This window comes from Litoreibacter halocynthiae, assembly GCF_004365635.1.
Classification (GTDB): Bacteria; Pseudomonadota; Alphaproteobacteria; order Rhodobacterales; family Rhodobacteraceae; genus Litoreibacter; species Litoreibacter halocynthiae.
Genome location: NZ_SOBH01000001.1, coordinates 593949 through 606724, shown reverse-complemented (window position 1 = coordinate 606724; position 12776 = coordinate 593949). Strand labels below are relative to the sequence as shown.

General features: G+C 54.5%; 13 protein-coding genes and 1 tRNA gene. 3 read left to right on the top strand and 11 right to left on the bottom strand.

Going from position 1 to position 12776, the window contains the following annotated elements:
• Positions 1-59: 59 nt before the first annotated feature.
• From BDE40_RS03105 to BDE40_RS03075, 7 genes are read right to left on the bottom strand one after another with little or no spacing between them, the layout of a single operon-like run.
• Positions 60-821 carry a DeoR/GlpR family DNA-binding transcription regulator gene (locus tag BDE40_RS03105; RefSeq protein WP_134012728.1) on the bottom strand — a complete coding sequence of 254 codons (762 nt, stop codon included), beginning with the start codon at positions 819-821 and terminating at the stop codon, positions 60-62.
• Positions 822-867: 46 nt separating this feature from the next.
• Entirely contained in the window at positions 868-2550 is a 1683-nt protein-coding gene (locus BDE40_RS03100) for a Na/Pi cotransporter family protein (RefSeq protein WP_134012726.1), read from the bottom strand.
• A gap of 2 nt (positions 2551-2552) precedes the next feature.
• Positions 2553-3395: a DMT family transporter gene (locus tag BDE40_RS03095; protein ID WP_134012724.1), complete on the bottom strand. Its 843-nt coding sequence runs from the start codon at positions 3393-3395 to the stop codon at positions 2553-2555.
• Positions 3392-4747, bottom strand: a complete 1356-nt coding sequence (pbfA, locus tag BDE40_RS03090; protein ID WP_134012722.1) for a (R)-1-hydroxy-2-aminoethylphosphonate ammonia-lyase — start codon at positions 4745-4747, stop codon at positions 3392-3394. The genes BDE40_RS03095 and pbfA overlap by 4 nt, the downstream gene beginning before the upstream one ends.
• A gap of 60 nt (positions 4748-4807) precedes the next feature.
• Complete coding sequence (gene phnY, locus BDE40_RS03085; RefSeq protein ID WP_134012720.1) at positions 4808-6265, bottom strand: phosphonoacetaldehyde dehydrogenase; 1458 nt, start codon at positions 6263-6265, stop codon at positions 4808-4810.
• On the bottom strand, positions 6262-7521 hold the full coding sequence (phnA, locus tag BDE40_RS03080; protein ID WP_134012718.1) for a phosphonoacetate hydrolase: 1260 nt from the start codon (positions 7519-7521) through the stop codon (positions 6262-6264). Before phnA ends, phnY begins: the two co-directional genes overlap by 4 nt.
• A 17-nt stretch (positions 7522-7538) precedes the next feature.
• Complete coding sequence (locus BDE40_RS03075) at positions 7539-8726, bottom strand: 2-aminoethylphosphonate--pyruvate transaminase (protein ID WP_134012716.1); 1188 nt, start codon at positions 8724-8726, stop codon at positions 7539-7541.
• Positions 8727-8866: 140 nt separating this feature from the next.
• On the opposite strand from BDE40_RS03075, the gene BDE40_RS03070 reads away from it, so the two are divergent.
• Positions 8867-9715, top strand: coding sequence for a LysR substrate-binding domain-containing protein (locus BDE40_RS03070; protein ID WP_134012714.1), 849 nt, complete (start codon positions 8867-8869; stop codon positions 9713-9715).
• A gap of 68 nt (positions 9716-9783) precedes the next feature.
• On the opposite strand, the gene BDE40_RS18550 is transcribed toward BDE40_RS03070, so the two are convergent.
• Positions 9784-9918 (bottom strand): integrase arm-type DNA-binding domain-containing protein, encoded by a 135-nt coding sequence (locus BDE40_RS18550; RefSeq protein ID WP_425462390.1) that lies wholly within the window; start codon positions 9916-9918, stop codon positions 9784-9786.
• Positions 9919-10182: 264 nt separating this feature from the next.
• Positions 10183-10258 (bottom strand) — tRNA-Thr (locus tag BDE40_RS03065).
• Positions 10259-10406: 148 nt separating this feature from the next.
• Between BDE40_RS03065 and BDE40_RS03060 the strand changes: the two genes are divergently transcribed.
• Positions 10407-11279: a hypothetical protein gene (locus BDE40_RS03060; RefSeq protein WP_134012712.1), complete on the top strand. Its 873-nt coding sequence runs from the start codon at positions 10407-10409 to the stop codon at positions 11277-11279.
• Between the two features lie 5 nt (positions 11280-11284).
• Here the strand turns inward: BDE40_RS03060 and BDE40_RS03055 are convergent, their stop codons facing one another.
• Entirely contained in the window at positions 11285-11545 is a 261-nt protein-coding gene (locus tag BDE40_RS03055; RefSeq protein WP_073140719.1) for a DUF2312 domain-containing protein, read from the bottom strand.
• Positions 11546-11683: 138 nt separating this feature from the next.
• On the opposite strand from BDE40_RS03055, the gene BDE40_RS03050 reads away from it, so the two are divergent.
• The gene (locus BDE40_RS03050; RefSeq protein WP_134012710.1) at positions 11684-11899 is read left to right on the top strand and encodes a hypothetical protein; all 216 of its coding nucleotides are present in this window, start codon (positions 11684-11686) and stop codon (positions 11897-11899) included.
• Positions 11900-11902: 3 nt separating this feature from the next.
• Here the strand turns inward: BDE40_RS03050 and BDE40_RS03045 are convergent, their stop codons facing one another.
• Positions 11903-12652 carry an SDR family NAD(P)-dependent oxidoreductase gene (locus BDE40_RS03045; RefSeq protein ID WP_134012708.1) on the bottom strand — a complete coding sequence of 250 codons (750 nt, stop codon included), beginning with the start codon at positions 12650-12652 and terminating at the stop codon, positions 11903-11905.
• Positions 12653-12776 lie beyond the last annotated feature (124 nt).

The following is a 12776-nucleotide window of genomic DNA, read 5'->3' as shown; positions in this document are numbered from 1 at the left end:
CCAATGCAAATTCGCTTTGCATTAGATTGCGTTACTTTGCAAAACTTGGCAAACTAAATCTACGCCTCGGAAGCGATATCAAGCCGATATCCTCGTTGCGATATCGCGCGCCGGATATCATCATCTGGCGCAATATCCGTCACGATACGTGTCGACTTCGGAGGTGCTTGAAATACTACATGCCCGACGACACCAAATTTTTGGCTATCGGCCACCATAATCGGATGTTGTGATTGGGACAGCATCAGGTGGCGCATGCTGGACGCCTCGCGGCTGAAGTCGGTCAAAAACGCTGACGGGCTAAGGCCACCCGCGCTCACGATGGCAAAATCTGCGCGGTATCGCGCGACGCTTTCCAGCGCCTCAACACCCTGTACGGCCATTTCGGTCACATCGACTTTGCCACCAATGATCACCAGCTCGGCTGTTGCTTGGGCGATCACCTCAGCAACTTTAAGATCATTGGTATAGACGATCAGGCCGCTATGATGTGTCAGGGCTTTGGCCAGGGCGAGTACGGACGACCCGTTGTCCAAGAATAGCGAAGCTCCGTTTGGAATTTGCGACGCTAGAAACTGGGCGATCAGGGACTTGCCCTGAATATTCAGCTTGGACCTGCGGGTTATGGGCAGTTCGCTGGTGCGGATCTTGGTCGCGCCGCCGCGTATCTTTTCAAGCTTTTTATGTTGGGCCAGAAGCTCGATGTCTTTGCGAACCGTTTCACGCGACACGCCAAGCTGTTCTGTCAGTGCCCGGATAGAGACCGTCGGCTTTTGGTCAAGCCGCTCAAGAATAATCGCGTGTCGCTCTGTCGCCAACATCGGTGGCTTTTCCTATCGTTCCGCTGATCAGGTGGAAAACAACAGCCTAACGCTGACGCACGTCAAGGTCATCATAGTCCTGCTCAATCAGGCGTGTTTCAAGCAGCTGGCCGCCCCTGTGAAGGAGCGGATAAGCAGCCGAGGCTATGTGGCTGTTAAAGTCACGCAACGCGCCGACGGTTTCAAGATGAATGTCGCTGGAGTCGAAACTGATCTGGACCCCTTCGCTCAGACGCTTCAAATGGCGCTTGCGACTTTTACGCTCCAGCCGCGCCATTTCCTGTTTTTCCTCCAACAGCAAGCGCGCACTTTCAAGATCATCGGAAACGAGAAGGTTAGAGGCCAGCAGCAAGTTCGCTTTGGTCCGCTCATGCATATTTGTAATTTCTGAGGCCCCGTCTTGGGAAAACCGGATGCCCTTTTCGTACATCTCTTTCGCGAGGGGGATCATGCGTTTTGCCACGATGTCCCCCGCAGTTTCCACAGCAATCGCATATTCGGTGATTTCGCGAACCCGTTTATTTTCCTGCTTGGAAAGGCCCGTGTTTTGCAGCGTCGCTGCATAGCGCCGAACATCGTCCAATGCCGTGTTCACGAAAGTATCTTGCGATAGAACCATGCGGGCCCGGTCAGGATCATACTTTGTGTAGATATCCATAACCGGAGTCACCATGGTCTCGACCAATTGGATCATGCGCAACACTTCACGCTTGAGGTTCGTGATCGCCAGATGCGGCTTGTCCAGAACGGCTTCGTCAAGCGTCGTTTTATAGAGCGGAGATTGTTCTTCTGCGGTAGGAAGGTCGTCAGGCAGAAATTTCAAAAAAGGGCGTTCCAGCCTGTGCGCAAAGATCAATACCATCAACAGAAGCGCGTTAAACAATATGTGTGTGTTGATTAACGTCTGTGCGGAGGTCTCAGATCCGAAATATTGCAAAAGGCCAAACTTGTTGATCACATACAGGGCAATCAGGGCACCGCTCCCGCGCACCGCCAAATTCGCCACTGGAACCCGCCTTGCCGCGTTTTTCATTCCCCGACTGAGCCACACAGGAATGATAGCGCTGCCCAGATTGGCACCAAGCACCAAAGACACGCCAGCAGCAACCGGGATCGCGCCAATCGAGACCAGCGTCACACACATCAAGATGACCGCTACACTCGAATGCATCAAGAAAGCCAATAAGGCCCCGACGATAAATGCCGTCAGGAAATCCGTCGCAAGATAGTCTGCAATTACTGGCAAGAAAGTGCTGTCGCGAATGGGGTCCATCGTTTCTCGAAGGTACCGGAGCGAAATCAGAATGAAGGCAATGCCAAGTATTATTCGGCCCGCTTGGCGAAGCTTGCGTTGCTCTGACTTGACAAAAAGACCGCCGCCGACCGCCAGTAGAACTGGGACCAACCACGCCAGATCGAAAGAGAACACCTGAATCAAAAGTGCTGATCCAAGGTCTGCCCCCAACACGACGGACAAGCCGACACCGAACGAAATCGCGCCGGTCGCGGAAAATCCGGCGACCAACAACGCCACCGCAGCGGAGCTTTGCAAGATAATGGCAAGCACAAGGCCCGTTGCACCGGCGCTCACACGGTTGCGGTTCTCGGTGACGACACGCTTGAAAGACGACCCAAAGGCGCGCTCAATACCGGTCCTCACCATGCGTACCGCAAACAGCAGCAGCATTGTGGCGCCCATCAACTCAACAATGAATGAGATAATGATCATTGTTAGACATTCACCCCAGCGATTGTCGCGATGCCCAGGCCCACGATTAGAGCAGCGAGCAAACGATCGCGACGGGGGCCTTCGGAGAACCAAAACACGCCCATCAGCGCAGCAAAGATTACGGATGTTTCACGCAAAGCTGAAACGACACCCAACGGGGCTTGCGTTTTTGCGTATAGAACCAGCCCGTAAGCCGCCCCAGAAACGACCCCGCCAAAAAGACCAATCGCAATGGCGCGGCCAGACATATTCTGAAGTCTCTCCCATCGGCTTGTGAAAACGAATACCACGACGAAGAGTTCGGACACGAATAACCAACCGATGTAGCCCGTCGGACTGCCCGAGACGCGGACTCCAACTCCATCCACGATGGAATAGCTTGCAATAACAACGGCGACACCGACGGATGCGACCAGCCCGGCACGGGAAATGCCAGACGTGAAAACACCTCGCGCCAAAAGCAGGATGCCTGCAGAGACCGCGAGAACACCCAGCCAAACAACCAAAGGCAGCTCTTCGCCCACCCAAATCAATGCGCCAACGGCAATCAACACGGGAGAAAGGCCACGCGCGATAGGATAAACGATGCTCAAATCTCCGGTCCGGTACGCGATGCTCAACAGCGCGTAATACCCCCAGTGAATGACCGTCGAGGCAACAATATATGGAATCGCGGCCGAGGATGGGGCTGCGCTAAACGCCAAAAGCGCAAATCCCGGGATAACATGCCCCGCAGCGACAAGGCCCAGCACGATCGTCCTGTCACCTGCGCCCTTTACGATGGCATTCCATAATGCGTGGAGAAACGCAGCGAAGATGACAATGAGGAAGATGCTCAGGCTCAAGGTTTGCAACCCTGCACCGCATTTTCGACAATGCTGAGCGCCTCGTCCAAATCATTGCGGGAAATCGTCAACGGCGGTGAAAGCGTTAGCACGTTTCCCGCGCTGATCTTGAAACTCAGACCGTTCGACAGGCAGGAATAATAGATCTGTTCAGCCAGTTCAGGCGCCGGCGTGCGGGTGTCTTTGTCTGATACGATCTCGATGCCAAACATCAAGCCTCGTCCCCTGATATCACCGACATTGGGATGGGCGCCCAAGGCTTCACGCAAACGATCTTGTGCGTGGGTGCCAAGCGTGGCGGCACATTCGACGAGCCCTTCGTCCTCGATGATATCCAGTGTCGTTAAGGCGGCCCGTGCCGTCACGGGGTTTTTCTCGTGAGTGTAGTGGCCGATCGCAAAGTCACCCGCCACATCCAGATCACGTCGCGCCACGACTGCGGCTATCGGCAAAATGCCCCCGCCAAGCGCTTTTCCAAGCGTGACAATATCAGGAATAAAGTCGTCATGCTGAAACGCAAACATCTCGCCTGTTTTGCCAAGGCCCGTCGGAATTTCATCCATGATCAGCAATGTGCCGTGACGGTGGCAGGCCTCTTGAACTGATTTCCAATATCCCGCCGGAGGCACCACAGGAACCGCGCGCATCGGCTCGGCTATGACAGCGGCCACATCCCCTTCGCGTTGCAGGACGTAGTCGACCATCTTGGCGCAGGCCAACCCGCAGTTTTCCGGCCCCGAATGACCGTAGGCGCAGTGATAGCAATGGAATGGTGCGACGTGTTCGGCACCCGGAAGCAATGGGCCGGCAATATGGCTGCGGAAAGTGGCCTCGCCACCGACCGACGCTGCACCAAACCCCGCGCCATGAAAGGAATCCCAAAAGCTCAGCGTTTTGAATCGTCCTGTTGCGGCCCGTGCCAAACGCAGAGCAACTTCATTCGCGTCAGATCCACCGGTGGTAAATAGCGTTTTGCCCAGATTTCCCGGCGTGATCTTCTCCAGCCGTTCGGCCAGCGCGACGGAGACGTCATTGGTAAAGCGCCGTGGAGAGAAGGAAAGCTGGTCCAGCTGATCCTTGATCGCGGCAACCAAACGAGGGTGACCGTAGCCGATATGATGAACTGAATTGCCATGGAAATCCATGAAGCGTCGCCCGGCCACATCTTCGATCCAGATGCCTTCCGCCTTTGCGATCGTGGAGACGCAAGGGCTGGATAGACTCTGATGAAGAAACGCGTCGGCGTCACGTTGCAACAAGCCAATGGCCGCGGCATCGGTTTCTTTCGATGACCAACCCTTGCGGGCTGCTGATGTGTTTGGCTCGCCTTCTGTGTGGATCGTCGCGGGCATTTGCGGTCCTAATAAAAAAGCAGGGCCAACGTGGCCCTGCAGTTAAGGGAGAGGTATGCCCTAGCCCGGCCAAGGCAGGGAGTATGTCTTGACGTTTGTGAAGAATTTCATCGCTTCAATCACGCCCTCCTTCACACCGTTGCCACTGTCCTTGATGCCGCCAAACGGGGACATTTCGATGCGGTAGCCCGGTTGTTCCCAAATGTTGCAAGTCCCGACGTCCAGACCGTTGATATAGGCAATCGCGCGGTTCAGGTCGTTCGTGCAAACACCTGAGGAAAGCCCGAAATCGGTCGAGTTGGAGATCGCCATGACTTCTTCGTCATTATCCGGCACCCGAACGATAGGGATGATCGGGCCGAAAGTCTCCTCCATCACCAACTCGCTATCGTGGGGGACGTGGTCCACAACAATCGGAGGCAAGAGTGCACCTCGACGCTCGGGGTGGTACAGGATTTTGGCTCCCTGCTTCTCGGCCATATAAACACGATTTTCAAAAAGTTCCGCGGCCTGCGCATGGATGACGCAACCCAGTTCCGTTTCAGGATCCTGCGGGTCGCCAAACTTGATCTTCTTGGCTTTCGCCAGCACCATGGGAACAAATTTTTCCGCAACAGATTCCTGCACAAGAATACGCTTGATCGCTGTGCACCGCTGGCCAGAGTTTCCAGTCGCGCCAGCCACCGCGATTGTCGCGGCTTTCTCAAGGTCGGCGTCGGTCAGGTCGTTGCAAACAATCAAAGGGTCATTACCGCCCAGTTCTAGCGCTTGGCGTTTATAGCCGGCTTTGCTTGCGATAATTTTGCCAACTGGCACGCCGCCGGTGAAGGTGATGATATCAATGTTTTCATTGGTGATCATCTCGTCGCCAATGTCCTGCGGCATCCCCGTGACGATCTGGAACATCTCTGGAGGCAAACCTGCCTCATAGAGAATATCCGCAAGCGCAATCGCTGTCAGTGGCGTCAGTTCGGTGGGTTTGCAGACCATGCAGTTATTGGTTGCAATGGACGGCGCAATCTTATGGCTCACCATATTAAGCGGGTGGTTGAACGGAGTGATCGCACTGATCGCCTTCACCGGCTCGCGGGTGGTGTAAATCTTGCGCTCTTTGCCATTGTGGGTCAGGTCGCAAGAGAATATCTCGCCGTCATCATTCATCGCCTGACTGGCGGCAAATTGATAAACGTCCTGCGCGCGTTTGGTCTCGTAAATTGCGTGCTGATGGCAGATGCCAAGCTCAAGCGTCAGCCACTTGGCCAGATATTCCCGCCTCTCACCAATCAGCTCACCTGCGCGTTGCAGGATTTGACTACGCTCATAACGGCTGAGCTTAGGCTTGTAATTTGCTGCAATTTCAAATGCTTTTGCAGCATGTTCAGCTTTGCCTGCCGGAACTGTGCCAATCACTTCGTCGGTGTACGGATACTTCACCTCTACAACATCATCGGTAAACACGATTTCCCCGCCGATGCGCATGCCTTCATGGCGTATGTCGATTTTGTCCGTAGTGGTCATGCTTCTACCTTTTCCATCGCTGCGGCTTGAGCCGCATAAAAGAACGCGTCGAAATTGCGCAACACAGGTGCCGACGGCAAGTCGAGTACACGGTTGCAGATAAACGGCACCTCTTGTTCTGTCAGGCCACCATGGCTGCGCAGTGGTTCGTTCAGCGCAGCAAGGTCATGGCGGTGGGCAGAAGTCCCGATTGTCATATTCTCGGTCGAGATCATCACGATGTCACCAATGCGGTCACCGGGCAATTCGAAACGGCGGACTGCTTCGGCTTTGTCCATCACTTCGAGAATTTCAGGACGGGCAGCCAAACGGGCAATGATGTCGGCTTGGTCTGTACCTTCTGGCAGATAGGCTGTGCCAAAACCGCCAAGCGCACCATGGTGCACCACATAGGGGTCGGTGATCGGCAGGATCACCCGGGCAGCGGCCTCACCGAGCCATTGATCAAGCAAATCTTGTACGTAAATGACCTGTGGGTCGCCGTTCGCGTCGTGCTTCGGCTTCATCCCGTGATCGGCAGTCACGACAATCGCGGCGCCAAGTGCGTCCAGCTCTGTCAGATACTTGTCAAACATCTCGTAGAACGATTTTGCTTCTGCTTGGTCGGGGGAATATTTGTGCTGCACATAGTCGGTGGTAGTCAGATACATCACGTCCGGCTTCCACTCTTTCAGCAGCTTCACACCCGCGGCGAAAACAAACTCGGAAAGTTCGGCGGAATAAACCTCTGGTTGTGCCATACCCAACCATTTGCTGGCGGCATCTTGGCCGTGTTCAGCCTTGGTTGACGTGTCAGACCGTTCCGCCGAGAAACACTTTGCCCGGTCGTCGTCAAACTTCAAACCAGCCCCCAAAAGGGCGCGCAGTTTGTCTTTCGCAGTCACAACGGCGACCCGCGCACCAGCTTCGTAGAACTTGCTGAAAATCGTAGGGGCCCGCAGGAAACGGACATCGTTCATCATAACTTCTTCGCCCGTCTCGGGCTCGTATAGATAGTTGCCGCAGATTCCGTGCACAGATGGCGGACGGCCGGTTGCAATCGACAGATTGTTGGGATTGGTAAAGGATGGAATAACAGAATGGGCAAGCCGATCAGTGCCTGTCTCACGCATGCGCTTCAGCGTTGGCATCAGGCCATCGGCGATGGCTTTTTCCAGATACTCTGGTTCACACCCGTCTAGACAAATTGCAATGGCACAGGTTTTGGGCGTTGCATAAGTGCGGTCATTCGCGACGACAGTTTTTGTAATTGGCATCAGTTTTTCCTTCTGCGCTATGCAGCTAGTTTTTTGCGTTCATCAAGTGCCGCTTGGGGCGGCGAGGCATCATTTACACCCATTTCAGCAAGGGCCTGCGCAGCGGCCTCGACCACCTTGCGCATGACGTGCTCGTCCATTTGGCCAATACAGCCAATGCGGAAACTATCCACAACCGTAAGTTTTCCCGGGTAGATGATAAATCCACGTTCTTTCATCAATTCATAGAATTTCTGAAACTCAAACGCAGGGCTGGCAGGGCAGAAGAATGTAACAATAATCGGGCTTAGCCAGCGGTCGGCAAGTAGGGTTTCAAAACCCAACTCACGCATTCCCTCAACCATCACGTCACGATTTCTCGTATAGCGTGCCCCGCGCCCCTTCACACTTCCCTCTTTCTCGTGGGCGTCGAGCGCCGCAAGAAAGGCTGCGACCACATGGGTCGGTGGCGTAAACCGCCATTGGCCGGTTTTTTCCATCGCGGCCCATTGAGCGTGAACATCAAGCGACAACGAATGGCTGTTACCTTTAGCAGCCTCCAGTTCATCGGTTCGCGCGATCACAAAACCGAAACCCGGAACACCTTCGATGCATTTATTGGCCGAAGACACCATTGCCGCATATTTGGTTCGCTCTACGTCCAAGGGAACTGCCCCGAAGGCAGACATGCTATCAATCAACACTTTCCGTCCGGCAGCGTGAGCAACATCTGCAATTTCCTCGACAGGGTTCAAAATCCCGGAGCTGGTTTCACAGTGAATGATCAAAACATGGGTGATCGCCGAATCATCAGCGAGGATGGCCGCAACTTCATCACCGCGTGGTGGTAGATAGTCACCCTTATCAAGCAGTTTGAATGCACGGCCGAGGCACTCCATCGTTTGAGCGGCGCGCAGACCGTAAGCACCGTTGGCCAAAACCAGCACTTTGCCGTCTTTTGGCACAAAGGATCCAAGCATTGCCTCAACACAATACGAACCTGAGCCTTGAATGGGCACACAATCGTACTCGGACTTGCCGGAACCCAGAAGCGCGAGCAACTGCGTTCGCATCTTGCGTGTCATTGCGCGAAACTCGTCATCCCAACTGCCCCAGTCGCGCAGCATGGCCTCTTTCACGGCATAAGATGTTGTCAGTGGCCCGGGCGTCAGGAGATAGGGTTCTCCGAGTCTTGGCGGCTCAATAGTCTCAGTTTCGCTAACCATTTCAAGCTCCTTGGGCAACCTTGCCTTACCCTTTGTCTAGAGGTGACCAGTCCATATGGAAAATTGTTAATTGCGATGATATCAAAAGTTGTGCTTATAGGTGAGAGTAGCAGAAAAATCTCAACTTCAAGAGGTCATCAATGCGATATAGCCAAATAAGGGCATTTCACTATGTCGCCATCAGTGGCGGGTTTTCCCGTGCTGCCGAGGCCCTGTCTTTAACCCAGCCAGCAGTGTCCGAGCAGGTCAGGAAATTGGAAGGCGATCACGATGTCTTGCTCTTCAATCGCGATCGCAAGCAAGTCACATTAACGCCAGCAGGTGAGCGGTTGTTGCTTGCGACCAAACAGTTTTTTGAAGTTGAACAACAGATTTCCGATGTACTGTCTGAAAACCGGGCAGCGCTGGACGGAACTCTTCGAATTATCGCTGATAGTGCCTTCCACCTTACCCACCGCCTAAAAGCTTTTCGATCCAAGCATCCCAAAGTGCTTGTCTCGGTTCAAACCGGTAACACTGCGGACATATTGACCGCATTGCGCAACTATGACGCCGAGATCGGTTTGGTCGGCAGCTTGAATCCCGGGCCGGACATGGAGATCACAAACCTGGGCACATCCCCAATCGTCGCCTTTGCGTCCAGAGACCTTCTGAAAAATCCGACTAATAAAATAACTATTAAGGAACTATCACAGTACCCTCTGGTTTTTCGCGAGAAGGGGTCGAAAACGCGACAGAAGCTGGAAGAGGAAGGTTTGCGCCAACGCGTCGAGCTCAAACCTGCTTTTGAAGTTGAAGGTCGTGAAGCCGTACAGGAGATCGTAGCAGCGGGCGTGGGAATTGGTTTTGTATCGGAGGCAGAATTGGGACGTGACGAGCGCCTGATAAAGTTGCAGTTAGATTGCCCGCAATTGACAATGTCCGAGTCATTAATCCACCTGAAACAGCGCAGCGACGTGCTACTGATAAGAGCGTTTATGGCTTGTTGAAACACACTTGGCTTTGGTCGCGCTACCTAACCTCAGTCCGATGACCGCATCTCTCTTATCAGGTAACGCTATTTGGACCCGTGGCCGTAACCGCATTCTTCCTGCTTGGCCTCACTTGGATCAACCCCTGCCACTACACTCGACCGCGCTGCGTCCTTAGCCTTGCGGGCCTGCACCAAGCTCACGTGGGTATAAGCCCAAATAAAAAGAAGCCGCTCCTTACCGTCTAACCCGTTCTCGAACAGCCAGTGCTTTCACCGCTAATATTGACCAATGCAAAAGCCCTTCGAGATCCGACACTTAATAAGATTCATCGCGTGGCTTTAGGTTTCTGACCAAAATATCTGACAAGGGCATGTTGGGGGATCGCGTCAAACGCTATCAAGCGACGCTGGACAACAAAGCATCGCAAAACCCTTATAAAACAGGGCTTTTCGGATGTCTTTGGAGTAATTCGGATGATAAAATGGTGCCCCCACACGGACTCGAACCGCGGACCTACTGATTACAAATCAGTTGCTCTACCAGCTGAGCTATAGGGGCACTGCGCGCGCTTATAATGCGATGGGATGTGATTTCGCAAGGCCGTAAATGCAACATTTGCCCCTTCAATTTGCTTTCGCGTTTGATTGCCTGCCGACAGGTCGATAAACAGGCGTGAACCCGCAGACATTCGCAAGGCCTCGCTCGCATGGAAATCGTTCTACACGTCGGCGCGCACAGCACGGACGAAGATAACCTTCTGAAATGCCTATATAAAAATAAGGCGGGGCTTGGGCAACGCGGGATTATCATTCCTGAACCCTCGCGCTACAGGCCGGCCATCCGTGAAACCATGCAGGCCTTGGTGGGCGATGTCGCGCCGATCGAGACGCAAGAAGCGTTGCTTGATAGCATCATGGACGAAGACCAGGCGGAACGTGTCGTCCTGAGCCACGAGAGTTTTTTTTGTGTGCCAGGACGCAGCATCGGCAATGGTGAGTTTTATCCAACAGCCAGCTTAAAGGCCGCAAGATTGCGCAACCTGTTTTCGCGTGAAGACGTGCGGTTCTGCATTGCCGTGCGCAACCCTGCCACCTTCATTCCAGCGGTGTTTGAGCGCGCCAAGGACCCCAATTTCGAGCACTTCCTCGATGGCTCTGACCCGATGGCGCTGCGATGGTCCGGCCTTATCACGCGCATCCGGTCCATGGTGCCGGACGCCCCCATTACGCTCTGGTGCAACGAGGATACCCCGTTGCTTTGGCCGCAAATCCTCAAGGCAATCGCCGGTACCGATGACGGTTTCCGGTTCGAAGGCGTTAATGATTTCCTCGGCACGATTATGGGCCGCGGCGGGTTGAACCGTTTGGAAAGTTATCTGGAAACCCACCCGCCCCAGACCGAAAACCAGCGCGAACGTATCATCGCGGCTTTCCTCGACAAGTTTGGCGCGGCTGCGTTGGAGCAGGAAATCGACCTTCCCGGCTGGACCGAGGCCTATGTAAACCAGCTGTCAGAGTTCTATGACAGGGATCTGGAATTGCTTGATGCAATGCCCGGCGTCACGTTTTTGACGCCGTAGCCCACCTACATTCCAAGCGCTTCTTTATACAGTTCCAGAACGGCCTCTTCTTCCGAGATATCCTGCGGATCACGCTTGCGCAGCGCCATTACCTTCCGCAGCACCTTGGTGTCGTAGCCTCGGCCTTTCGCCTCGGCCATCACCTCTTTTTGTGCCTCGGCGATGTCTTTTTTTTCCTGATCAAGGCGCTCGTAACGCTCCACGAATTGGCGCAGCTCATCTGCGGTGACACGGTAGGTGCTATCGACGACGGAGGTGTCAGACATTGGCGTGGTTCCTTGACGCTTGAATGGATCAGAGCCCAAGGGGATACTAAGCCCCGCCCCTGCCTTCAAGGTGCAAACGGTTGCGACATGCGCCGGAACGGGCTAGTCCACCGCCACAGACACCAAGGAGCGTATACCATGTCCAATCTGATCCCCCTCGGGGCTGTGATTACACTGATGGGTCTTCTTGGCCTGATCTGGTGCATCTACAAAGTCGCGCGCGCGCGCAAACAGGGTCTCAGCGACGAAGATTTGCGGGCCGTCATGCAAACAACCGTCGGGTTAAACCTTGGCGCGCTGCTCTTGTCGGCGGTTGGTCTGATGATGGTCGTGCTTGGAATTATCCTTGCCTGAGGTCTAGATCGAGCCTGCTTCAACCATAAAGTTGTTCGCCGTGCACATCGCCGCATCGTCGGAGGCCAGAAACAACACCATGCGCGCCACATAGATCGGGTCGATCAGGTCGGGCAGGCATTGGCGGTCGCGGTGCTTCTCGATGGATTCGGCCGTGACCCACAATTCCTTCTGTCGCTCGGTCATGATCCAGCCCGGCACGACGGTGTTTACCCGGATACGGTGATCCCCCAGATCGCGGGCCATTGTGCGGGTCAGCCCGTGCACTGCAGATTTGGCGGTCGCGTAGGCAGGGAAACCACCCCCCGCCTCCATCCAAGAGTTCGACCCCAGATTGATGATGCTGCCTTGTCCTGCCTCGATCATGCCCGGCGCCACAGCTTGGATTGCAAAGAACATGTGACGCAGGTTGTTTTGCATGCGTTCATCCCAATACTCCGGTGTCACGTCGCGCCAGTCATGGCGGTCGTCGCGGGCAGCGTTGTTGACCAGAACGTCAAACCCGCCGAGTTCCTCAGCCAATGCTTCAATCGCAGTTTGCATCGCTGATATATCGCGCAGATCGCACAAGGAATGGGACGCGCCGGTTGCTTGCGACACCTGCGCGCTTGCCACCGCATCACGGTCCAGAAAGGCCACCTTCGCTCCCTGACCGGCAAAGGCCGCGACCGTCAAAGCCCCGATCCCCGACGCGCCGCCAGTTACCAAAACGCGTTTGCCTTTGAGGCTGGGGTAAATGGCGAATTCGGACATAGGGGAACTCCTAGAGACGTTTGCTTACGACGGTCGAAATCTGACCTCACACTCCCGCGCCAAGAAAGAATATGCAACGGGCAAAGACCATCATATGGGGATCGCAGGCGTGGGTTTGATTAAG